At 69.3% G+C, this 21,608-nt stretch carries 16 protein-coding genes; 7 read left to right on the top strand and 9 right to left on the bottom strand.

Annotation, left to right across the window (positions count from 1 at the left end):
• The first annotated feature begins 50 nt into the window (after window positions 1-50).
• Entirely contained in the window at window positions 51-2,618 is a 2,568-nt protein-coding gene (locus FA90_RS07530) for a response regulator (protein ID WP_051971548.1), read from the top strand.
• Entirely contained in the window at window positions 2,615-2,974 is a 360-nt protein-coding gene (locus FA90_RS07525; protein ID WP_036167535.1) for a DUF5710 domain-containing protein, read from the top strand. Before FA90_RS07530 ends, FA90_RS07525 begins: the two co-directional genes overlap by 4 nt.
• Window positions 2,975-3,007: 33 nt before the next feature.
• Here the strand turns inward: FA90_RS07525 and FA90_RS07520 are convergent, their stop codons facing one another.
• The 4 genes from FA90_RS07520 to FA90_RS07505 form a co-directional block, all read right to left on the bottom strand.
• Window positions 3,008-4,369 carry an amidohydrolase gene (locus tag FA90_RS07520; protein ID WP_036167533.1) on the bottom strand — a complete coding sequence of 454 codons (1,362 nt, stop codon included), beginning with the start codon at window positions 4,367-4,369 and terminating at the stop codon, window positions 3,008-3,010.
• A 71-nt stretch (window positions 4,370-4,440) separates the two neighbouring features.
• Window positions 4,441-6,096, bottom strand: coding sequence for a diguanylate cyclase (locus tag FA90_RS07515; protein ID WP_036167528.1), 1,656 nt, complete (start codon window positions 6,094-6,096; stop codon window positions 4,441-4,443).
• A 179-nt stretch (window positions 6,097-6,275) separates the two neighbouring features.
• The gene (locus FA90_RS07510; protein WP_036167527.1) at window positions 6,276-7,190 is read right to left on the bottom strand and encodes a S9 family peptidase; all 915 of its coding nucleotides are present in this window, start codon (window positions 7,188-7,190) and stop codon (window positions 6,276-6,278) included.
• A gap of 25 nt (window positions 7,191-7,215) precedes the next feature.
• Window positions 7,216-9,201 (bottom strand): CocE/NonD family hydrolase, encoded by a 1,986-nt coding sequence (locus tag FA90_RS07505; RefSeq protein WP_036167524.1) that lies wholly within the window; start codon window positions 9,199-9,201, stop codon window positions 7,216-7,218.
• A 171-nt stretch (window positions 9,202-9,372) separates the two neighbouring features.
• Here FA90_RS07505 and FA90_RS07500 point away from each other — a divergent pair, with 171 nt between their 5' ends.
• From FA90_RS07500 to FA90_RS07490, 3 genes are read left to right on the top strand one after another with little or no spacing between them, the layout of a single operon-like run.
• Window positions 9,373-10,713, top strand: coding sequence for a cytochrome c (locus FA90_RS07500; protein ID WP_051971547.1), 1,341 nt, complete (start codon window positions 9,373-9,375; stop codon window positions 10,711-10,713).
• Window positions 10,710-11,195 (top strand): (2Fe-2S)-binding protein, encoded by a 486-nt coding sequence (locus tag FA90_RS07495; protein ID WP_036167521.1) that lies wholly within the window; start codon window positions 10,710-10,712, stop codon window positions 11,193-11,195. The genes FA90_RS07500 and FA90_RS07495 overlap by 4 nt, the downstream gene beginning before the upstream one ends.
• Window positions 11,192-13,489: a molybdopterin cofactor-binding domain-containing protein gene (locus FA90_RS07490; RefSeq protein ID WP_036167518.1), complete on the top strand. Its 2,298-nt coding sequence runs from the start codon at window positions 11,192-11,194 to the stop codon at window positions 13,487-13,489. The genes FA90_RS07495 and FA90_RS07490 overlap by 4 nt, the downstream gene beginning before the upstream one ends.
• Here FA90_RS07490 and FA90_RS07485 read toward each other — a convergent pair.
• A complete protein-coding gene (locus tag FA90_RS07485; RefSeq protein ID WP_156116628.1) occupies window positions 13,486-14,454 on the bottom strand; it encodes a hypothetical protein in 969 nt (322 codons plus the stop codon). The genes FA90_RS07490 and FA90_RS07485 overlap by 4 nt on opposite strands.
• 226 nt (window positions 14,455-14,680) lie before the next feature.
• Here FA90_RS07485 and FA90_RS07480 point away from each other — a divergent pair, with 226 nt between their 5' ends.
• The gene (locus FA90_RS07480) at window positions 14,681-14,932 is read left to right on the top strand and encodes a hypothetical protein (protein WP_036167512.1); all 252 of its coding nucleotides are present in this window, start codon (window positions 14,681-14,683) and stop codon (window positions 14,930-14,932) included.
• A complete protein-coding gene (locus tag FA90_RS07475; RefSeq protein ID WP_036167509.1) occupies window positions 14,929-16,281 on the top strand; it encodes a hypothetical protein in 1,353 nt (450 codons plus the stop codon). Before FA90_RS07480 ends, FA90_RS07475 begins: the two co-directional genes overlap by 4 nt.
• 27 nt (window positions 16,282-16,308) lie before the next feature.
• Here the strand turns inward: FA90_RS07475 and FA90_RS07470 are convergent, their stop codons facing one another.
• From FA90_RS07470 to FA90_RS07455, 4 genes are read right to left on the bottom strand one after another with little or no spacing between them, the layout of a single operon-like run.
• On the bottom strand, window positions 16,309-17,880 hold the full coding sequence (locus FA90_RS07470; RefSeq protein ID WP_051971546.1) for an efflux transporter outer membrane subunit: 1,572 nt from the start codon (window positions 17,878-17,880) through the stop codon (window positions 16,309-16,311).
• A 10-nt stretch (window positions 17,881-17,890) separates the two neighbouring features.
• Window positions 17,891-19,450, bottom strand: coding sequence for an MDR family MFS transporter (locus FA90_RS07465; RefSeq protein ID WP_036167506.1), 1,560 nt, complete (start codon window positions 19,448-19,450; stop codon window positions 17,891-17,893).
• Window positions 19,450-20,817, bottom strand: coding sequence for an HlyD family secretion protein (locus tag FA90_RS07460; protein WP_081933716.1), 1,368 nt, complete (start codon window positions 20,815-20,817; stop codon window positions 19,450-19,452). Before FA90_RS07460 ends, FA90_RS07465 begins: the two co-directional genes overlap by 1 nt.
• Window positions 20,818-20,819: 2 nt before the next feature.
• Window positions 20,820-21,542 carry a TetR/AcrR family transcriptional regulator gene (locus FA90_RS07455; RefSeq protein WP_051971545.1) on the bottom strand — a complete coding sequence of 241 codons (723 nt, stop codon included), beginning with the start codon at window positions 21,540-21,542 and terminating at the stop codon, window positions 20,820-20,822.
• Window positions 21,543-21,608: the final 66 nt, after the last annotated feature.

The raw sequence follows: 21,608 nt of genomic DNA, 5'->3' as shown, positions 1-21,608 counted from the left end.
GTCGCTCATCTTCTGTTGCAGCGGCTTTCCATAACCGAAAACCTGCACGGATGAACCCACAAAACGCGAGCCCCCCGGCCGCCAATCCCGACCTGTCGGTCTACGCCGACGCGACCAAAGATCCGGTCCGCGCCAGCCGCACTTACCGCGAGCTGCTGCGCCTGTTCGAGCAGGCGCCCGGCTTCGTCACCTTCTTCCGTGGCTCGCAGCACGTGTACGAGCTGCAGAACGGCGCCCACCATCGCCTGGCGGGCTATCGCGACATCATCGGCAAGCCGGTGCGCGAAGCGCTGCCGGAACTGGCGGGTCAGCGCTTCTTCGAATTGCTCGACGGGGTGTTCCAGACTGGCGTGGCCTACGTCGGCACCGCGCTGCCGCTGGAAATCACGCCGGCGGGCGGTGGTCCGGCGGCGCTGCGCTACATCGACTTTGTCTACCAGCCGATCGTCGACGAGAGCGGCGCCGTGGTCGGCGTGTTCTCGCAGGGGAACGACGTCACCGAGCGCGTGATCGCCGAGGAAGCGCTGCGGCGCAAGCAGGAGGAACTCGAACGCATGGTGGCGGCGCGCACCGAGGCGCTGGCCGAGGCGCACGCGGCGCTCAAGCTTGCCGGCGAACTGCAGGGCGACAAGACCCACCTGCAGCGCCTGTTCGAGCAGGCTCCCGGCTTCATCTGCGTGCTGCGCGGACCCGAGCACAGCTACGAGCTGGCCAACGCCGCCTACCGCCGCCTGATCGGCGGGCGCGACCTGATCGGCAAGGTGGTGCGCGCGGTGCTGCCCGAGCTAGAGGGCCAGGGTTTCTTCGAACTGCTGGACGACGTCTACCGCACCGCCAAGCCCTTCATCGGCCGCGCCGTGCCGCTCGACCTGCAGGTCGACGGCGACGGCCCGCTCCAGCGCCGCTACCTCGACTTCATCTACCAGCCGGTGCTCGACCCGACCTCGGAAGTGATCGGCATCTTCGTGCAGGGCAGCGACGTCACCGAACAGAAGCAGACCCAGGACGAACTGGCGCGCCACCAGACCGAGCTCGAATCGCTGGTGCAGGAGCGTACTCAGGAACTGGTCGCGGCCCAGGACGCGCTGCAGCGCTCGCAAAAGCTGGAATCGATCGGCAAGCTGACCGGCGGCGTGGCGCACGACTTCAACAATATCCTGCAGGTGGTGGGCGGCAACCTCGAGCTGCTGCAGCGCCGCATGCCGGACGGCGACGCCCAGGCCTTGCTCCAGGTGGCGCAGGACGCGGTCACGCGCGGCGCCAAGCTGTCCTCGCAGTTGCTGGCGTTCGCGCGGCGCCAGCCGCTGCAGCCGGTGGTGGTCAATCCGGCGCGCGTGGTCGGCGAGATGGACGACCTGCTGCGCCGCGCGCTGGGCGAGACGATCGCGATCGAGACCGTCAAGAGCGGCGGCCTGTGGAACACCGTGGTCGACCCCAACCAGCTCGAAAACGTGATCCTGAACCTGGCCATCAACGCGCGCGACGCGATGGCGGGCGAGGGCAAGCTGACCATCGAGATCGGCAACGCCATGCTGGACGATGCCTACGTCTCGTTCGAACCCGACATCAAGCCGGGCCAGTATGTGATGATCGCCGTGTCCGACACCGGCAGCGGCATGACGCGCGAAGTGATGGAGCGCGCCTGCGAACCGTTCTTCACGACCAAGCCGGAAGGCGTCGGCACCGGCCTGGGCCTGTCGATGGCCTACGGCTTCGTCAAGCAGACCGGCGGCCACTTCAAGATCTACAGCGAAGTCGGGCACGGGACCACGATCAAGCTGTACTTCCCGCGCAGCTTCGAGAGCGAGGCGACCGTGACGCGCCTGGCGGGCGGCAAGATCGAGGGCGGCAGCGAGACCGTGCTGGTGGTCGAGGACGATCCGGCGGTGCAGGCCACCGTGGTCGAGCTGCTGGGCAGCCTGGGCTACCGGGTGCTCAAGGCCGACAACGCCGCCGATGCGCTCGGCATCGTCAAGAGCGGGCTGCCGATCGACCTGTTGTTTACCGACGTGGTGATGCCGGGCACGCTGCGCAGCCCCGAGCTGGCGCGCCAGGCCAAGGCCTTGCAGCCCAAGCTGGCGGTGCTGTTCACCTCGGGCTATACGCAGAATGCGATCGTGCACGGCGGGCGCCTCGATCCTGGCGTCGAGCTGCTGTCCAAGCCCTACGGGCGCGAGCAGCTGGCGCGCAAGATTCGCCACCTGCTGGCCAACCGCAGCGTGCCGGCGGCGCCGGCCCCGGACGCCGAGCCCGAGGCGAACAAGGTGCGCATCCTGGTCGCCGAAGACAACCAGGACCTGCTCGAGATGGCCTGCCGCCTGTTCGAGGCGCTCGGCCAGGACGCGCACGGCGCGGCCAGCGTCGAGGATGCGCTGGCGGTGCTGGCGGCGCAGCCGGTCGATGTGCTGTTTACCGACATCGACCTGGCCGGCCAGTCCGGCGTCGACCTCGCGCGCCGCGCGCGCGCGCTGCACCCGCAGGTGGACGTGGTGTTCGCCTCGGGTTACGGCGCACCCCCGGCCGACGCGCTGCAGGGTGGCTTCCGGGTGGTGCCCAAGCCATACCGCCTGGAGGATTTGCGCGCCCTGCTGCAGCAGGTTGCTACAATGCGCGCATGAACTTCCTGAACGTACCCTACGCAGAAAAAGACGAAGCGCGCGCCCTCGGCGCCCGCTGGAACCCGGGCCGCAAGAAGTGGTATGTGCCGGCCGGCACCCCGCTCGAGCCCTTCGAGAAATGGCTGGACAAGGATAGCGGCGCCAAGGCCGGCCCGGCCAAGGGGGGATCCGCCGGGCGCAGCGACAGCGCGGCCGCCAAGCTGGTGGTCGGCGCCCACTACGTCGAGCTGGAGCACGCCTGCAATCCGTTCGAACCCTGCGCCGAGTGCGCGCAGGCGCTGGCCGGCAGCCGCTGGCTGGAGGCGCGCACGGCCCTGGCCGCCGTGATCCAGGGCCTGGCGCTCGCCAGGCGCTAGCGCCCGCCGCCCAACAGTCCCGCGCCCGCTGGGCTAGCGTCCGAGCACGTTCAGCACCGCCAGGCTCATCGCCTCGGCCGCCGTCTTGATCGACGGCTCCGGCACCGGCGCGTAGAACGGCGAGTGGTTGAACGGCAGCTGCGCGCCGCCCGGACGCACGCTGGCCGCCACCGCCTGCGGGTCGTACACGCCGGTGAAGAAGAACATCGACGGTATCCCCTGTTCGGCGTACAGCGAGAAATCCTCGCTGGCGGTCATGGCCGGCATGCGCTGGGCGTTGGCGGCGCCGAACGCGTCCTTGAACACCGCTTCGGTGCGGCGCACCAGCGCGTCGTCGTTGACGATGGCGTCGCCGTTGGCCTTGAGCGCGATCTCGGGCGCGGGCGCGCCGGCCATCGCCGCCGAGGCGTTGGCCACGCGCCGTACGCCGTCCAGCAGCTTGGCGCGCACCTCCGGGCTGTACGAGCGGATCGTCCCGCGCAGGCGTACGCTGTCCGGGATGATGTTGCCGACCGTGCCGCCCTGGATCGCCCCGATCGTCACCACCCCGAATTCCTTCGGGTCCTTCTCGCGGCTGACCACGGTCTGCACGTCGACGATGAAGCGCGCCGCGATCGCGATCGGGTCGAGCGCCTTGTCGGGCGCCGAACCGTGGCCGCCGCGGCCCTTGAACACGATCTCCAGCCCGTCCGAATTCGACGACACCGCGCCGCTGTTGAAGCCGATCGTGCCGTAGGCCAGCGGCCAGGAGTGCAGGGCGAAGGCGTAGTCCGGCTTCGGAAAGCGCGTGAACAGGCCGTCCTCGAGCATGGCGCGCGCGCCGCCGCCGACTTCCTCGGCCGGCTGGGCGATGAACATCAGCGTGCCGTGCCACTGCGATTTCATCTCGGCCAGCGTGCGCGCGGCGGCCAGCCAGGCCGTCATGTGCACGTCGTGGCCGCAGCTGTGGGTCACGAAGGTGTCGCCCGCTTCGCCCTGCGCGCGGGCGCGGCTGGCGTAGGGCAGCCCGGTCTTTTCCTCCATCGGCAGGCCGTCCAGCTCGGTGCGCACCAGCACGGTCGGGCCGGCGCCGTTGCGCAGCAGCGCGACCAGGCCGGTGCGCCCGACTTTTTCGGTCACCTCGAAGCCGAGCTTGCGCATCTCGGCCGCCAGCCGCGCGGCGCTGCGCGTTTCCTGGAAGGCGATCTCGGGATGCGCGTGCAGGTCCTTGTAGATGGGCTCGAGCCATGGGTACATCGCGTCGACGCGGGTCGACACCGCGCCCTTGAGCGGCACGCCAGGGCTTGCGGCCGGGGCGGAGGGCGACTGCGCGGCGGCCGGGGCGCAAGCGGGCGCCAGCAGCGCGAACGAGGCGGCCAGCGCCAAAGCGAGCGAGGAAGTGATTCGGGGCGGCACGGGGGTTCCTGGTGGGCGGGTGGACGATCCGGCAAGGCTAGCACAGCCGTATTGACGGCGCCAGCCCGGGCTCAGGCCAGCGTCACCCGGTCGCGTCCGGCATGCTTGGACGCGTACAGCGCGCGGTCGGCCGCCTTGAGCAAGTCTTCGGGGGTGGCGCCATGGTCCGGCCAGGCCGCGACGCCGAACGAGGCGGTCAAGCCGGGCAGGCGCGCGCTGCGCTGTTCCAGCGACAGCGCCGCGATGGCCGCACGGATCGCTTCGGCGCAGCGGGTCGCAGCCAGGGCGTCGCAATCGACCAGCAGCAGCGCCATTTCTTCGCCGCCGTAGCGGCAGGCCAGGTCGCTGCGCCGGATGCCGTCCTGCAGGCAGCGCGCGGCCGCTTGCAGCGCCAGGTCGCCGGCATCGTGCCCGTGCATGTCGTTCATGCGCTTGAAGTGGTCGAGGTCGACCATCACCAGCGCGAACGGCGCGCCCTTGCGCTCGGCGCGAAACACTTCGCGCTTGACCGCTTCGTCGAAGTAGCGCCGGTTGTACAGGCCGGTCAACTCGTCGACGCTCGATTGGCGCCGCAGCATCTCGCGCAGGTTGATGTTGCTGATCCCCAGCGCGAGCTGCTCGGCGACCGTCACCGCGACCGTCTGCTCGATCTCCGCCGCGCCGCGCGGGCGCCGCACGACCAGCAGGCCGATCACCTCGCCCTGCGAGACCATCGGCACGCACAACTGCTCGAGGCCGGCGTCGCCTGCCGCGGCGGGCCCCGCATGTCTCCCATGGGGACAGCGCAGGCTGTCCGCGCCGCGCGCGAGGTGCGGGCCGCCGAACCGCAGGCCCCAGCATTCGCCGGGGTTGATCAGCTCGTCGTGGGCCGCGCCGGCGTCCGCGGCCTCGCCCCACAGCGCGGCCAGCTGCAGGAAGTCGCGCGAACTGCGGTACAGGTAGACGGCGCCGGCGCTGCCGGGTAGCAGGCGCGCCAGGAACACCGGCAGGATCGCCGGCAGCTCGGCGTTGGCGGTCAGGCTGTCGAGCGCCTGCAGCATCTGCGCCGTCACTTCGAGGCGCTGGTTGCGCACGCGCGCCTGCGCGGCCGCCTCGGCGCGCTCGCGCAGGTGGCGCGCGGCCACGAACAGCGCCAGGAACACCACCGCGCCGCTGACCAGGCTGGCGATGATGCCCAGCACGCTGTTGTCGGCCAGTGTCGCGTGGGTACGCTGGCGCAGCGCCGCGCGGCGCGCGGCCAGCGCGGCGACCCGCTGCCCGATCAGCGCGCGCAGGCTGTCCATGTCGTGCTTGCCGCGCAGGTCGGCGACGGCGCGTCCGGCGGCCTCGAATCCGTGCGCGCGGCGCAGTGCGATGGTGTCGGCCATCTCGGCCATCTTGCGCGCGGTCAGGGCGGCGATGCGCTCCAGCGCCGCACCTTCGTCGCCGCCGGTCGGGCCGGCGCGCAGGGTGCGAAGCTTGGCCGCCACCGTGGCCAGGCCGGCGTCGTAGTCGGCCAGGAAGGCCGGGTCGCCGGTGACGATGAAGCCGCGCTGCCCGGTTTCCGCGTCGATCAGGGCGCCGAGCAGCTCCTCGTAGGTGCGCTCGCGCGCCGCCACCTGGGACAGCGCCGCCATCGTCGCATCGGCCTCGCGGCTGCTCAGGTAGGGCAGCGCGGCAAGGACCGCGACGATGGCCAGGATCAGGGCGCCGAGCCACTTCAGGTGACGGTCAATACGTTCGGTCATCGGGAGGCAGACTGGGCGGGAAGAAGACCGCGCATTCTCCCTCAACGATATTATGAAATCAATTGAAGATGATGAAATTGATGAGCTCGCCGGCCCCTACGATCTTGTCAACAAGATTTTGAACAAAATTTGTCGGAAGCGCGCAACGATTGCAACAAAGGTTACGCGCTTGCACGAACTCAGCGGGCTGCGGCGGCGCGTCCGCGCAGCCCATCCAGCCACCCGACCACCAGGCTGGACAAGGCGATGCGCCGGTCGGAAAACGCGTGGTCGCTGGCCAGGGTCTGGGCGCGCAGCAGCTTGCCGCCGCGCGCGCGCACCGCGTCCGCCAGCGGCGCCACCTGGCGCGCGTTGCCGCGCTCGGCGCCGACCAGCAGCAGCGGCTTGGCGGCCAGGGCCGGGGCGTCGTCGACCAGGTCCCAGTCGCGCGCGTGGCGTTCGGCCTCGCCCGTGAGCGCGGCGGCGTCGGTGCCGGCCAGCGCATTGCCGAAGTCCTCGCCCATCGCGGCGATGGCGTCCTGGCGCTGTTCCGGATGGGCCACCAGGTTCTTGGCCGAGGCGCCGACGTTCCACGGATCGAGCAGGATCGCGCCGAGAACGTCGTCGTGGCGGGCCGCGTAGCGCGCCGCGAAGAAGCCGCCCATGCTGTGGCCGGCGATGACGATGCGCGCCGGGTCGATCAGGTAGGTGCGCTGGACCTCCGGCTGCCCTAGGTAAGCCATCGCGGCATCGACGTCCTGGCCGGCATTGGCCAGGCTGAAGCGCCCGGGCGAGCCCCAGCTGCCGCGGTAGTGCAGGGTCAGCACGTTCCAGCCGGCGCGGCGCGCGGCCTGGGCCAGGTCGAGGTTCTGCTCGTTGCCGGGCAGGCCGTGCAGCAGCAGCATGGTTGGCTTCGGGCCGGCGCCGGCGGCCAGCATGAACAGCGCGTTCATGCCGTCGCCGTGGCTCATCACCAGCACCTCGCGGTTGGCGGCCGGGTGGGCCGGGTCCGGCGCCGGGTCGGCGATCACGGCGCGCGGGGTCGTGGCCGGCGCGGCGTGGGCCAGGCCGGCGGCGAGGCACAGGCCGAGCGAAAAGAGGAAGCGTGTGCGCATGGGTTCTCCTGTGTCGTTGGCGGTATCAATGCGACGGCAGCGCCAGCACCTGCAGCCCGGACGGCGTCGCCGCGGCGTGATACACGCGCTGGGTCGCGGCCTTGAAATCTTCCGGCTTGGCGGTCGGGATGTGGGTGAAGGTCTGCGGGTTCAGGTCGACCAGCGGGAACCACGAACTCTGCACCTGGACCATGATGCGGTGGCCGCGGCGGAAGGTGTGGTTGACCTGGCCGAGGTAGTAGTCGACCTGCTCGACCTTGCCGGGGGTGAAGGCCTCGGGCTGCTCGAAGCCGTGGCGGAACTTGCCGCGCATCGGATTGCCGCGCACCAGCATCTGGTAGCCGGCCATGGTCGACGCGGGCGTGGCGACGTCGCTGCCGCGCGCGGGCCGCTCGCCGCCCGGGTAGGCTGGCGGATACACGTCGATCAGCTTGACCACCCAGTCGGCGTCGGTGCCGCTGGTGGAGACGAACAGCTTCGGATTGACCGGGCCCGCGAGGGTCACGTCCTCTTCCAGCACCGGGGTCTGGTAGACCAGCACGTCCGGGCGCGTGGCGGCGAAGCGCTGGTCCGAGACCATGTACTCCTGCGGCACGTCGGTGGTCGGGTAGGCGACGTAGGGCACCGGCTTGTGCGGGTCGGCGACGTATTCGTCGTAGCCGGCGCCGCTCGCGTTCGCCGCCGGCTGCTGCCAGCCCAGCGTCCCGTGCGCGCCGAAGTACAGCGTGCGCGGCTTGGCCTGCACCGGCGGCCAGGTGCCGTACTGGCGCCAGACGTTGGAGCCGGTCTCGAACACCGTCACCTCGGCCAATTTGTCGGCGGGCTTGACGCCCTTCAGGTGCTCCTCGAAGAAGGGGAACTGGATGTGGCTGCGGAAGTAGGCGCCGGTGGCGCTGTCGAACGAGACGTCGCCCAGCTTCCTGCCGTCGTAGCGCGCCCAGCCGCCGTGCACCCATGGACCGATCACCAGGCCGTTGTAGTTGCCCTTGTTGTAGCGCTTGACCGCATCGTAGGTCGTGAACGGACCTTGCGGGTCTTCCGCATCGAACCAGCCGCCGACGCTCAGCACCGCCGCCTTGACGCCTTTCAGGTGCGGGGCGATCGCGCGGATCTTCCAGAATTCGTCGTAGGTGTCGTGCTCGATGGTCGGCGCCAGCAGCGCGCGCTGCTGCGGCGTGAGCGTGGCCAGGATGTTCGACATGGTCAGCTTCTCGAGGAAGAAGTCGTAGGCGTTGGCGGCGCCGTAGTCGAACTCGCCCCAGGTCTTGGGCAGCGGCGTCGGGTTCTGCTGCTCGGTGAACGAGGCGTAGAAGCCGAAGTTCGCCGCCAGCATGAAGGCGCCGCCATGGTAGGAGTCGTCGCCCATATATAGATCGGTCACCGGCGCCTGGGGCGAGGCCGCCTTGATCGACGGGTGCGAGTCGATGATGCTGGCCGAGGTGTAGAAGCCCGGGTAGCTGATGCCGTAGATGCCGGCCTTGCCGTTGTTGTTGGGGACGTGCTTGAGCAGCCACTCCATGGTGTCGTACATGTCGGCGCTTTCCTGGCCTTCGCCGGCGCCGCGCTGCGGGTTCACGTGCGGCGTCATCTCGACCCATTTGCCCTCGGACATGTAGCGCCCGCGCACGTCCTGCTTCACGAAGATGTAGCCGGCGTCCTCGAATTCCTTCGACGGCCCGATCTGCGCCGGGAACCAGTCCTCGCCGTAGTGCAGCTCGCCCTCGGCCTGCACGCCGGCGCTGTAGGGCGTGCGGTTGACCAGGAAGGGATAGGTCTTCGAAGCGTCCTTCGGTACGTACACCACGGTGAACAGGCGGGTGCCGTCGCGCATCGGGATGCGGTACTCGTACTTGGTGTAGCGCGCGCGCAGGTCCGGCTTGGCGTCGGCATGCGGCTCGGCGTTTGAAGCGGCGCTTGCGGCGGCGCCGTTGGCGTCGGCGGCGAACGCGGCCGGTTGGGCACAGGCCAGGGCGACGAGCGCGGCCATCAGGGACAGGGCGGGACGAATCATCGGGACAATCCTTCGAAGCGGCAAAACTGCCAGTATAAATCCGACAGGAAAGGATTTGCCATTTGTTCATTACAAAATGGAAGGCTTGGCGCGCGTCGAGCGCTCTGTGTCCTGGCGAACAGACCCGGTTGCTCGTGGCCGCCACCATTGACAGATCAACACGGAGCCCTCATGGACCACGACCCTCGACCGCCGCACCATCCCCGCCGTCATGGCGCGCATCGCCTGCGCTGGGTGGTGCTGGGCGCGCTGATCCTGCTGGCGCTGGCCGGCTGCGCGATCATGTGGCGTCCCGCCCTCGAACCCCAGCCGGCGCCCCAGGGCCGGGCCGCGGCGCAGGCCTTCGACGCCGCCACCGTCGAGCATGGCCGCCAGCTCGCGGCGCTGGGCAGCTGCGCCGCCTGCCACACGGTCGATCCCTCGCGTCCTTACGCCGGCGGCCTGGCGCTGGCGACGCCGTTCGGCACCGTCTACAGCACCAACATCACGCCGGACGCGCGCACCGGCATCGGCGCCTGGAGCGAACAGGCCTTCGCGCGCGCGCTGCGCGAGGGCGTCTCGCGCGACGGCCACCTGCTGTATCCGGCCTTCCCCTACGATTACTACACCCACATGAAGCAGGAAGACGTGCACGCGCTGTACGCCTACCTGATGACCCGGCCCGCACTCGATGCGCCGGCGCACGGCAACAGCCTGAACTTCCCGTTCGGCTTCCGGCCGCTGGTGGCGTTCTGGAACGTGCTGTACCTGAAGAAGGACGACGCCTGGGCGCCCGACGTGCACCAGAGCGCCGAATGGAACCGCGGCGCCTACCTGGCCGACGCGGTGGCCCACTGCGGCGCCTGCCACACCCCGCGCACCAAGCTGGGCGGCACCGACACCAAGCGCTACCTGGATGGCGGCGAGGCCGAGGGCTGGTATGTGCCGGCGCTGAACCAGCATTCGCCGTCGCCGCTGCCGTGGACGGCCGAGCAGCTGGCAAGCTATCTGCGCACCGGCATCGCGCTTGATCACGCCGCGGCCGGTGGCCCGATGCAGTCGGTGGTCGAGAACCTGCGCTTTGCCGACCAGCGCGACGTGACGGCGCTGGCGACCTGGGTCCACTCATACATGGAAAAGGCGCCGCACGATGCGCCGCGCGCCCGCACCGCCGGCAACCTGCCGGCCCCGGACGCGATCGAAGCCGACGCGCGCATGCGCGAGGGCCATGCGGTGTATGAAAACGCCTGCGCGCGCTGCCATGCGCTGGGCCGCTCGGAAAGCTCGGGCGCCGCGCTGCCGCTGCAAAAGGCGGTGGCGCTGTACGACCCCGACCCGCGCAGCCTGATCCACATCGTCCACGACGGCATCCAGCCGCCGAACGGCGAACCGGCGCGCTGGATGCCGGCATTCGGCGCGATCCTGACCGACCAGCAGACCGCCGCGCTGGCCGCCTACCTGCGCCGCTACGGCGCCGGCAAGGACCCGTGGGACCATATCGAGGACAGTGTCCGGAAAGCCAAGCAGCCATGACCACATTCAATTTGCGCGTGAACGGCAAGCCGCACGCGGTCGACACCGATCCCGACACCCCGTTGCTGTACGTGCTGCGTAACGACCTGCAGATGAACGGCGCCAAGTTCGGCTGCGGGCTGGGCCAATGCGGCGCCTGCACCGTGATGCTCGACGATGCCGCAGTGATGTCCTGCCTGGTGCCGGTGTCGCTGGTCGGTACGCGCGCCGTGCGCACCGTCGAAGGCCTCGGCACGGCGGATGCGCCGGGTGTGCTGCAGCGCGCCTTCATCGAAGAACAGGCGGCGCAATGCGGCTACTGCATCGCCGGCATGATCATGCGCGCCACCGAGCTGGTCGAGCACACCGCCGCGCCCACCGACGACCAGATCCGCGAGCACATGATGCCCAACCTGTGCCGCTGCGGCACCCATATGCGCATCCTGCGCGCGGTGCGGCGCGCGGCCGACGCGATGCATGCCGGGCCGGGAGCGAAAGCATGACGGGCCAGCCTAGCAATCCGAAACGCCGGCGCCTGCTGGGCGCAGCCGGCTCGCTGACGGTGCTGTTCGCGCTCGGTCCGGTGTGGCCGCAGCAGGGCGGGCAATCGAGCCAGGGCAATGGCAGCGAGAGCGGCATCGACGGTGCGGCCGCGGGCGGCGACAAGAGCGGCAAGCTGCCCGGCAGCCTGGACAAGGAACCCTGGCTGGACGCCTGGATCCGCATCGACGCCGACAACCGGATCACGATCTTCACCGGCAAGGCCGAGCTGGGGCAGGGCATCAAGACCGCGCTGCTGCAGGTCGCGGCCGAAGAGCTGCAGGTGACGCCGGGCCGGCTCACGCTGGTGACGGCGGACACCGCGCGCACGCCGGACGAGGGCTACACCGCCGGCAGCCACTCGATGCAGGACAGCGGCACCGCGCTGCGCTACGCCGCGGCCCAGGTGCGCACGGTGCTGCTCGGCCTGGCCGCGCAGCGTTTCACGGTCGACCAGGGCAACCTGAAGCTCGACCAGGGCGTCGTCATCACGCCGGACGGCCGCCGGGCCAGCTACGGCGAGCTGCTGGTCGGCCACGACCTGCACCTGCGCGCCGACGGCAAGGCGCTGCCGCGCGACCCGGCCACCCACACGATCGCCGGCAAGAACCTGGCGCGCGTCGACATTCCCGCCAAGGTCAGCGGCGGCCCGGCCTATGTGCAGGACCTGCGCCTGCCGACCATGGTGCACGGCCGCGTGGTGCGTCCGCCCACGCCGGGCGCCCAGCTGCAGGGCGTCGATACGGCGGCGGTGCAGGCGCTGCCGGGCGTGCTCAAGGTGGTGGTCGACGGCCGCTTCCTGGCCGTGATCGCCGACGGCGAATACCGCGCGATCAAGGCGGCGACGGTGCTGGCGCGCGCGGCGCGCTGGAACACGCCTTCGACCCTGCGCGCGGATGGCGACGCGGCGGCGCTGGTGCGTACGCTGCCGTCGCAGGACTCGACCATCTACGACGGCGCCGGCGCCAACGCCGCCATCGCCAAGACGCTGCGCGCGTCGTACAGCCGCCCGCTCCAGCTGCACGGCTCGATCGGCCCCTCGTGCGCGGTGGCGCAGCTGATGGACGGCCAGTACACGGTCTGGACCCACAGCCAGGGCGTGTACCCGTTGCGTGACGCGCTGGCCGAACTGCTGGGCGCCGGCAAGGACACGATCCACTGTATCCACACCGAGGGTTCCGGCTGCTACGGCCACAACGCCGCCGACGACGTCGCCGCCGACGCCGCGCTGCTGGCGCGCGCCTACCCGGGCCGCCCGGTGCGCGTGCAGTGGATGCGCGAGGACGAACATGGCTGGGAACCGTTCGGCTCGCCGATGGTGACCAGCGTGCAGGCCAGCCTGGACGCCGGCGGCAAGATCGTCGACTGGCAGTACCACGTCTGGAGTCCGCCGCACAACACGCGCCCCGGCAAGGCCGGCAACCTGCTCGCCGCCAACCACCTGGCCAAGCCCTTCATGCCGCCGCCGGCGAAACCGGCGCCGCAACCGGAAGGCGCGGGCGACCGCAACGGCATCCCGTACTACATCCTGCAAGGGCCGATCAAGAGCGGCCACATCGTCAGCCACTTCCAGCCCGACGCGCCGCTGCGCACCTCGGCGCTGCGCTCGCTCGGAGCCTACGGCAACGTGTTCTCGATCGAGAGCTTCATGGACGAGCTGGCGCACTCGGGCGGCCTCGATCCGGTCGCGTTCCGCCTGGCGCACCTGCAGGATGCGCGCGCGCTCGACGTGGTGCGCGAGGCCAGGGACCGCTTCGGCTGGGACCAGTGGCAGCGTCCCACCGGCCCCGGTTTGCCGCGCGGACGCGGCTTCGCCTTTGCCCGCTACAAGAACCTGGCGGCGTATTGCGCGATGGCGGTCGAGGTGGAGCTGACGCGGGAAACGGGCCTGGTGCGCATCGTGCGCGCGACCGTCGCGGTCGATTGCGGCGAGATCGTCAACCCGGACGGCGTGCGCAACCAGATCGAGGGCGGCGTGATCCAGTCGTCCAGCTGGACGCTGCTGGAAAAGGTGCGCTTCGACGACAAGCAGATCCTCAGCCGCGACTGGGCCGGCTACCCGATCCTGCGCTTCAACCAGGTGCCGCGCACGCTCGAGGTGCACCTGATCGACCGCCCGGGCCAGCCCTTCCTCGGCACCGGCGAAGCCTCGCAGGGACCGACGGCGGCGGCGATCGCCAATGCGGTTTACGATGCCTGCGGCTTGCGCTTGCGTGACCTGCCGCTGGATCGGGCGCGCATCCGGGACGGTCGCTAGCCTTTCCCGGCCGTGGCGGCGACTTTCTTGAGCAGATAGGCGCCTTGCCCCAGCCCGAACAAGGACAGCAGGGTGGTGTCGACGTCGGGCAGCGTCATCCGGTCCGACACCGTGAACTGCGCCAGGAAGGGAAAGGCCGCCACCACGTAAAGCACGATGGCAAGCAAGGTGATGAACAGGGCCTGGCTGTTGCCGAGATCGACACAGCCTTCGTCATCCTGGACCATGTCGCGAAAACGCGGCCGGCTGTCGTTATCGACTTTCAGGCCGACGACCTTGCGCGCGGCCGCCAGGGTGGGCGCCGTGGCGGTGTCGCGTGGCGCCACCGCATTCGCTTTCGCATCTTCGACCTTGCTCACCGTGATGGCTTTGGCCGCGCCGAAGGTCAATGCGCTCAGGCCGGACAGGATCACCAGGTTCTGGGGAATTTCGATCCTGCCGATATGGTCCACCCATCCGCAGGACAAGAGCACGAGGATGCTGGCGATATACACCATGAACAGCACGAAGAACCAGGCCGCCATCTGGAATTTCGACATGCTGTAGCGCTTGTCGGCGCCGATGACCAGGGCTTGCACACGGCCCTTGGTGGCGAGCAGGCCGAACGCCAGCAGGATGACGGCCGCCGTAACGAGATACAGCCCGGCGGCGACGTAGCCGCGCTGGCTCTGGACCGCGATCACGGCGGTGACGAGGCCCGGTGAGGCGGTATCGTCGACCTTCAGCGTCAACGCGTCGCCCGGCGCCGCCTTGCCCAGCATGGCGAGGACCGCGCCGTCGGCCGGCCTGAGTAGCGTATCGGCGTCCGATCCGAAGGGGCGCACCGTGAAGGATCGACCGCTTTGGGCGCCGACCAGGGTGCCGTTCAGCGTCGTTGCCGTGTTCGAGCCCGGCGCGGATTGTGCCGGCGCGGCGGTCGCGGTCAGTACGGTCAAAACGAGAAACAATGTGAACAGGCTTCGCATGGCGCATCCCCGTGCAAGTGAGCAGTTTCCGATCAGTTTACGATCGCGCCGCGTCGGCTATCGTGATGCCGGCCAGTGCATTGCAGGCACATTACCCGCGGTTGACCTGGCTGTCGATACCATCCTTGATAGTCGTTCAAAATGGTCTTTACGCTGAATCGATTCAGGTGCAATATTCACCTGAATCCGGAGCCGTATCGGCGAGCTTGGACAAGGTGGAGAGCACATGACCATTTACGCGGTCGTCATCGATGACGATCTGGAATTTGCGCGTGCGATTCGACTGGTCAGCAGCGGGCCGGATGCCGGTTCCGTGGAAGGAACGCAGAGCTACGACCCCTACGGCGCATATTCCAAGCTCTACAAGTCGAGTTTCGATATCACCCAGCTCGATCCGATCCTGCTGGTCTCGACCATCAATGGCCAACCGGTGCCGGCCCACGTGTGCCGGATCGACGCGCTTGCGGAGCGATCATGAAAGCCGGCGTGTTGCCCATCGTGGTGTTGATTGGCGTGTTGTCGAGCGCCGGCTGTTCGCCGACCGTCGAATACGGACGCCGTTCGGCCAACGAGCCGGCATTCGCTGGCCCGTACCGAACTCCGATCGTGCACGTCAGTTCGACAGCACAGGGTTCGAAGACCGGTGGCGCCGCGTCCTCCGCGCTGGACGGTGCGCTTGCCAGGGCCGGGCTGCGCCTCGAACTCCAGAATCCAGGGGAAGACGCGATCAGGGCATTGAAGAAAGCGCTCGGCGCCGAGCCCGACAAGTTCGCCAGCGACAGGACGGTGGCAAAGCGCACGATCGTCCTGACGGTCGCACCGGGCGATTATCGGCCCGCCGACCGCTTCGTCAACTTCCGGCTGCGGGTCGAGCCCTTGAACTTCGAGTTCTCGGGTTACACGGGCACGGAAACGGAATATAGCGCTATCGATATCGAGAATTTTTCCCTGACCAAGGTAAATACGGTCGGACTCGACATCGACGGCGGGGGCAGCGCAAGCACGACCGGCAAGGCGAGTGCCGGTCGCCAGACGACATTGGCGGAGAGCGGTCTCGTAACGTCGCGCTTCGAGAACGTCACGACCAATCTTGACGACGCCACCCTCGATATTTACCGCGAAGCGGAGAGAGGGATCGATTTGTCCGGCAATACCTTGATCAATATTGGCGTTACCGCGCGGGCCGAAAATGCCGCCAATGATCTCGATACGGACATGGTCGCCACCAGCGTCGAGATCAGCAAGGGCGGGAACACGCTGGCGCCCGAAGCTGCGTCCCTCACGATCGACAACCTGTCGTATTTGAAGCCGAAAGATTTGAAGGCGAACTTGAGCTTCGAGTATGTGATCCGGCGCGTGCTCACCAAATCCAATGAATACGCCGAGTATAACCAGACTGTCGCCTACGAACACGGGGTGTGCAGGAGGCAAAACGCGGTCGTCGTCGCGGCGCGCGACCTGGCCGTGCCGCGCTGGGGCATCTTTGCGATCGAGAACAACCAGCCGGGCTTCGCCGTCGATCTGGACAGCGAATTTGGCAACCGCGCGCTTGCCTTCGTGGATTACGCAGACGCCGTACGCTTTTCGGTCTGGATGATGACGCAAAAAGCGAGCCGGGTCGGGTCGAGCCGGCTGTCGCTGCCGCGAGAATCCGGCATGAAGCTCGACAAGGGGGCTTACCCGCGCCTGGCGGTTCGGCCGTCGAGCGAAATCACGGCGGCCAACCGTGAAAAGTCACTGCCGCCTGATGGATGGGACTGCTCTTCGACCGCGCCGATCGCACCCGCGTCGGGCGGCCGCCCCGAGCCTGGCGCGTCGGGCAGCTGACCCGCTCGCGCGCTCGCCGGGCATGGCTCAGGGCGCGCCCGGCGCCGCCCCGGCGCCTGCGTCTTCCCACCCCAGCCCCAGCGCCTTTTGCAGCCCGATGAAGCCGCTGGTCAGCGCCGCCTGCGCCTGCGCCAGGTTCTGCTCGGCCGCGATCTGCTGGCGCTCGGTGTCGAGCACGTCGATCAGCGTGGCGGTGCCGGCCTGCTGGCGTGCCTGCATCAGGTAGGTCGCCTTGTCGGCCAGCGCCTTGGCGCGCGCGGCGGTGGCGACCGTGACGCGTCCCTGGCGGAAGCGCGCCAGTGAATCCTCGGCGTCGCGCAGCGCCTGCAGCACGGCTTGGCGGTACTGGGCGTCGGCTTCGTCGCGCGCGCCTTCGGCTTGCTCGACGCGCGCGGCGTTGCGGCCGAAGTCGAGCACGTTCCAGCTCAGCTGCGGCGCGCCGATCGCCGAGAAGTTGTCCAGGTGGGTCAGGTCGGACGGCCGGGTGCCGCCGATACCGATCACGCCCAGCAGCGTCAAGCGCGGGAACTTGGCCGCCTCGGCCTGGCCGATGCGCGCGTTGCTGGCGGCCAGCTGACGCTCGGCGGCGCGGATGTCGGGGCGGCGGCGCAGCAACGCTGCCGGGTCGCCGGTGGCGACCTGGTTGGGCGGCAGCGGGACGGCGCCGGCGTCGCTCGATCCGGCCTGCGGCTTCCGATCGAGTTCGGCGTCGAGCGCGCCCGGCGCCAGGCCGATCAGCGTGGCCAGCTCGTCGCGGTAGATGTCGACTTGCGCCAGCAGCGGCTCGCGGTCGGCGCGCGTCGATTCGAGCTGCGCCTGGATGCGGGTCAGGTCGAGCTGCGACGCGGTGCCGCGCTCGGCCCGCGCCGCGGTCAGGTCGACCATGCGCTGCTGGCGAATAACCGCACCCTCCGACAGCGCCAGGCGCTGCTGCGCGCTTCGCAGGTTGGTGTAGGCCAGCGCCACCTCGGCGGCCAGGCTGACCTGGGCGTCGGCGATGCCGGCTTCGGCCGCTTGCGCCGAGGCGCGCGCCGCTTCCACCGCGCGCCGGGTGCCGCCGAACAGGTCGATCTCCCAGGTGGCGTCGAAGCCGACGTTGTACAGGTTCAGCGAAGACGGCAACTGCAAGCCGCCGCCCGCGCCGCCGGCGCCCCCGGCTGCGGCGCCGGCTTCACCGGACTGGGCGCCGGACGCTTGCGACGACGATCCGCCCGACAAGGGACTGTTCTTGGGGAAGCGGACATGCGCCGCGGTCGCGTTGGCGCTGCCGTTGGGCAGGTTGTTGGCGCTTTCCTCGCGCAGCGCCGCGCGCGCCTGGCGCAGGCGCGCGCGCGCGCGGTCCAGGCTCGGGTTGGCGTGCAGCGCGCGCTGTTCCAGGCTGTCCAGCTCGGGGTCGTTCAGCGCGCTCCACCAGTTGGACGGAGTCTGGGAGACGGTCTGGCCGGGCAGGGCGGCGTCGCCGGCGCGGGCAAAAGCGCCGCCCTGCGACTGCGGCGCGGCGGGCGCGCCGGCGTAGTTCTTGCCGACCGTGGTGCAGCCGGCAAGGGCGGCGGCCACGAGCGCGCACAGCAGGAGGGGTCGGGTGTTGGGTCGTGTCATGTTGGTTTCCTCAGCCGCCGGCGGCCGGCTTGGTGTTCGTGTCCAGCGGGCGCAGGAACAGCACCAGCGGGAGCGCGCAGCCGATGCTGACCGCGAGCAGCCAGAACAGGTCGTTGTAGGTCATGGTCAGCGCTTCCTTCTGCAGGGTGCCGGACAGCGCTCGCAGCGCCTGCGCCATGCCGCCCAGCGCCTGTGCCTGGCCGCCCAGGTAGGCCTGTACGCCTTCGCTGTTGGCGTGCAGCGTTTCTTCCAGGCGGCGGCTGTGGAACCACAGGCGCTGGTCCTGCACCACCGAGATCGCGGCCAGCGCCAGCGAGCCGCCCAGATTGCGTGCCGCGTTGAACAGGCCGGCGGCGTCGCTTGCATGGTCCGGGCCGACCGACTGGATCGCGGCCTGGTTCAGGAAGATCATCGCGAACACCGTGCCGACCCCGCGCATCAATTGCGAGACCACGAAGTCGCCGCCGGACGACTGCGAGCTCATGGAACTTTCCATCCACGCCGAGACGGCCAGCATCGCCAGGCCGAAGCCGACCGCCAGGCGGATGTCGACCACCCGGATCAGGATCGGCACCAGCGCCATGATCATCAGCGCCGGGATGCCCGAGAGCGAGACGATGATGCCGGATTGCAGCGCGTTGTAGTCGTCGATCGCGACCAGGTATTGCGGGATCGTGTACGAGGTGCCGTAGATGACCATGCCCACCACCATGCCCATCACCACCACGCTGCCGAACTGGCGGTCGATCAGCAATCGCAGCCGGATCACCGGCCGCTTGGCGGTGAGCTGGCCGGTCATCATCAGGAAGAAACCGATCAGCGAGACCACGCTCAGCGTCGTGATCATCGGCGAGGCGAACCACTGGTCGCGCTGGCCTTCTTCCAGCACCACGGTCAAACCGCCCAGGAAGGCCGCCAGGCCGACGATGCCGAACCAGTCGGCTTCCGCCAGCTGGTCGATGTGCGATTCCTCGTGCTTCAGGCCGATCAGGATCAGCGTGATCAGGCCGGCGCAGATCGGCACGTTGATGAAGAAGGCATAGTGCCAGCTTAAATGCTCGGTGAGCCAGCCGCCGATCAGCGGGCCGATCACCGGCCCCAGGATCGCGGTGGCGCCGAACATCGCGGTGCCGATCGGCTGCTGGCTGCGCGGCAGGCGCGTGGCGATGATGGTCTGCGCGGTCGGGATCAGCGCGCCGCCGGTGATGCCCTGGCCGAGGCGGCCGACGATCATGATGGCGAGCGTGGTCGACAGGCCGCACAGCACCGAGAACGCGGTGAACAGCGCAGCCACGGCCAGCAGGAAGGTGCGCAGCCCGAACACGCGCTCGAGCCAGCCGGACAGCGGGATCATGATGATCTCGGCGACCAGGTAGCCGGTCGAGATCCAGGTGCCTTCCGTGCCGGAAGCGCCGATCTCGCCCTGGATGGTGGGCAGCGAAGAGTTGACGATCGAGATGTCGAGCGTGGCCATCAGCGCGCCCAGCGTGCCGGCGGCGACCGCCAGCCAGGCGGTCATGTCGGCGCGCTCGCCGCCGCCCCCTTTTGCCTGGGATGCCGCGCCGGCCATCACTGGCCTCCCTGGGCTTGCCGGCGGGCGCGCTGCTGCTCGATCTGCTGGCGCTGCTGGGCATCCGGCTGGCGGTTTTCCTGGTCCTTCTGCTGCTGCTCGCCGCCCTTCTTGATCTGCTTGGACTCGTCCTTCTGGCGGTCCTTCAGGTCGTCGACGGCGTCCTTGGCGGCCTTGGTCTCGACCTCGACCTTGACCGACAGGCCCGGCACCAGGATCGCGCGCACGTCCGGATCGGCTTCCAGGGCGATGCGCACCGGCACGCGCTGGACGATCTTGGTGAAGTTGCCGGTCGCGTTCTGCGGCGGCAGCAGCGAGAACTGGGCGCCGGTGCCGGGCGCCACGCTCTGGACGTGGCCGCGCAGCTTCGCGCCGGGCAGGGCGTCGACCTTGATCTGGGCCGGCTGGCCGACCCGCATCAGGCCGATCTGGGTTTCCTTGAAGTTGGCTTCGATGTACAGGCGGCCGACCGGCACCAGCGTCATCAGCCGCGCGCCCGGCTGCACGAACTGGCCGACGCGCACGGTGGAGTCGCCGATGCGTCCGGCGATGCTGGCGGTGAGCGTGGTCGACTGCAGGTTGACTTCGGCCGCCTTCAGCTGCGCGGCGGCGGTGCCGCCCTGGGCTTCGGCCTGGCGCACCTGGGCGTGCAAGGTGTTGATGCGTTTCTCGGCGCTGGCCAGCGCGGCGCGCGCGGTCTTGACCTGATCCGCGCTCTGCTTGGCCTGGTTGCGCCGGGTCGCCAGCTGCTCGGCGGTTTCGGCGCCGATCGCCACCAGCGGCGCGTAGCGCTGCGCCTCGCCGGCGGCGTAGCTGGCGTTGGCCTGGGCCGCGGCCAGCTGGGCGCGCGCCTCGGCCACCGCCGACTCCTGCTCGGCGATCTGGGCGCGCACCGTGTCGGCGTTGGCCTTGGCGATCGCGATCTGGGCCTCGAACTGCTCGGTCTGGGCGCGGTAGTCGCGCGGATCGATGCGCACCAGCGGCTGGCCCTGCTGCACGTCCTGGTTCTCGCTGACCAGCACTTCCTCGACGTAACCGCCGACCTTGGGTGCGATCGTGACGGCATCGGCCTGGATATAGGCGTCGTCGGTCGATTCGTGGTACTTGCCCACCAACTCATGCCAGATGAAGAAGGCCAGGCCGATCAGCGCCAGCACGGCGGCGACCGCGATCAGGATGATGCGCACCTTGCGCTTCTTCTCGGGCGAGGGACCATCGTCCTTCTTGTCGTCGTCCTTCTTGTCGTCGTCCTTCTTGCCGTCCTGGCCCTTCTGGTCGGCGTCCTTGTCCTTGTCCTTGTCCTTGTCTTTGGCGGCAGGCTTCTTGTCCTGGTCCTGGTCTTGTTGTTCGCTTGACGGGTCGCTCATCGCTAGCTTTCCTGGTCGTGTCGTTGGATGGTGGAAGGGGTGCGGCGGCGCGCATCGGCGGCCGCCATGGCATGGGCATAATCGGCCAGCCGGCCGACCCAGGACTCGAGCGCGTCGGGCGCGTCGAACAGGGCGGGGCAGGCGGCTTTGACGCGGTCGCGCCCGAAGTAGGGGTAGGCGACCAGTGCGAAAATCGAGAAGGCGAGCGCTTCGAGCTCGGGGTCGGGCTGGACCCCGGCGTGACGCGCCAGCAGCGCGACCAGGCGCCGGTGCAGCTCGGCCTTGCTGGCGCGTTCGTGGTCCAGCATGCCGGTCGGCTCGACTGCTTCGCGAAAGCGCAGGCGCACGCTCAGCAGGCTGGCTTCGCCCTGGCTGAGGGGCTGCAGGCAATGGCGCAGGTAGCGCGCCAGGGCCGCGCGCAGGTCCGGGCCGGGCGCGTCGAAGGCAGGGGCGGCATCTTCACCCTGCATCGGCTCGTACAGGGCGGCGCGGTACAGCCCGGCCTTGTCGCCGAAGTAGTAGGCGATGGCCGCGATATTGACGCCGGCATCGTGGGCGATGTCGCGCACCGGCGTGCTGGCGTAGCCGCGCGCCACGAACAGGCGCAGCGCCCCGAGCAGGATACGCTCGCGCGCCTGCACGCCATGCGCGCGCAGCTTGCGCGGATGGGACGGATGCTCCAGGTCGAGCGCTGACGCGGTCGGCGAATGATTCCCAGCGGCCATTTACTTAAACGACTGTTTAAAATGAAAACAATCGTACACATCTCGCCGCAGCGCTGATTTTTTCAA

Origin of the sequence: Massilia sp. 9096 (genome assembly GCF_000745265.1) — a bacterium.
Lineage (GTDB): Bacteria > Pseudomonadota > Gammaproteobacteria > Burkholderiales > Burkholderiaceae_D > Telluria.
The sequence above is the reverse complement of the archived record's forward strand: the minus strand, read 5'-3'. Positions and strand labels throughout refer to the sequence as shown.

What these genes read in the sequence shown, in the direction of transcription:
- FA90_RS07505 (WP_036167524.1), bottom strand. Translation starts at nt 9,201, where the DNA reads ATGATTCGTCCCGCCCTGTCCCTGATGGCCGCGCTCGTCGCCCTGGCC.
- FA90_RS07525 (WP_036167535.1), top strand. Translation starts at nt 2,615, where the DNA reads ATGAACTTCCTGAACGTACCCTACGCAGAAAAAGACGAAGCGCGCGCC.
- FA90_RS07500 (WP_051971547.1), top strand. Translation starts at nt 9,373, where the DNA reads ATGGACCACGACCCTCGACCGCCGCACCATCCCCGCCGTCATGGCGCG.
- FA90_RS07460 (WP_081933716.1), bottom strand. Translation starts at nt 20,817, where the DNA reads ATGAGCGACCCGTCAAGCGAACAACAAGACCAGGACCAGGACAAGAAG.
- FA90_RS07455 (WP_051971545.1), bottom strand. Translation starts at nt 21,542, where the DNA reads ATGGCCGCTGGGAATCATTCGCCGACCGCGTCAGCGCTCGACCTGGAG.
- FA90_RS07510 (WP_036167527.1), bottom strand. Translation starts at nt 7,190, where the DNA reads ATGCGCACACGCTTCCTCTTTTCGCTCGGCCTGTGCCTCGCCGCCGGC.
- FA90_RS07480 (WP_036167512.1), top strand. Translation starts at nt 14,681, where the DNA reads ATGACCATTTACGCGGTCGTCATCGATGACGATCTGGAATTTGCGCGT.
- FA90_RS07485 (WP_156116628.1), bottom strand. Translation starts at nt 14,454, where the DNA reads ATGCGAAGCCTGTTCACATTGTTTCTCGTTTTGACCGTACTGACCGCG.
- FA90_RS07530 (WP_051971548.1), top strand. Translation starts at nt 51, where the DNA reads ATGAACCCACAAAACGCGAGCCCCCCGGCCGCCAATCCCGACCTGTCG.
- FA90_RS07465 (WP_036167506.1), bottom strand. Translation starts at nt 19,450, where the DNA reads ATGGCCGGCGCGGCATCCCAGGCAAAAGGGGGCGGCGGCGAGCGCGCC.
- FA90_RS07495 (WP_036167521.1), top strand. Translation starts at nt 10,710, where the DNA reads ATGACCACATTCAATTTGCGCGTGAACGGCAAGCCGCACGCGGTCGAC.
- FA90_RS07470 (WP_051971546.1), bottom strand. Translation starts at nt 17,880, where the DNA reads ATGACACGACCCAACACCCGACCCCTCCTGCTGTGCGCGCTCGTGGCC.
- FA90_RS07490 (WP_036167518.1), top strand. Translation starts at nt 11,192, where the DNA reads ATGACGGGCCAGCCTAGCAATCCGAAACGCCGGCGCCTGCTGGGCGCA.
- FA90_RS07475 (WP_036167509.1), top strand. Translation starts at nt 14,929, where the DNA reads ATGAAAGCCGGCGTGTTGCCCATCGTGGTGTTGATTGGCGTGTTGTCG.
- FA90_RS07515 (WP_036167528.1), bottom strand. Translation starts at nt 6,096, where the DNA reads ATGACCGAACGTATTGACCGTCACCTGAAGTGGCTCGGCGCCCTGATC.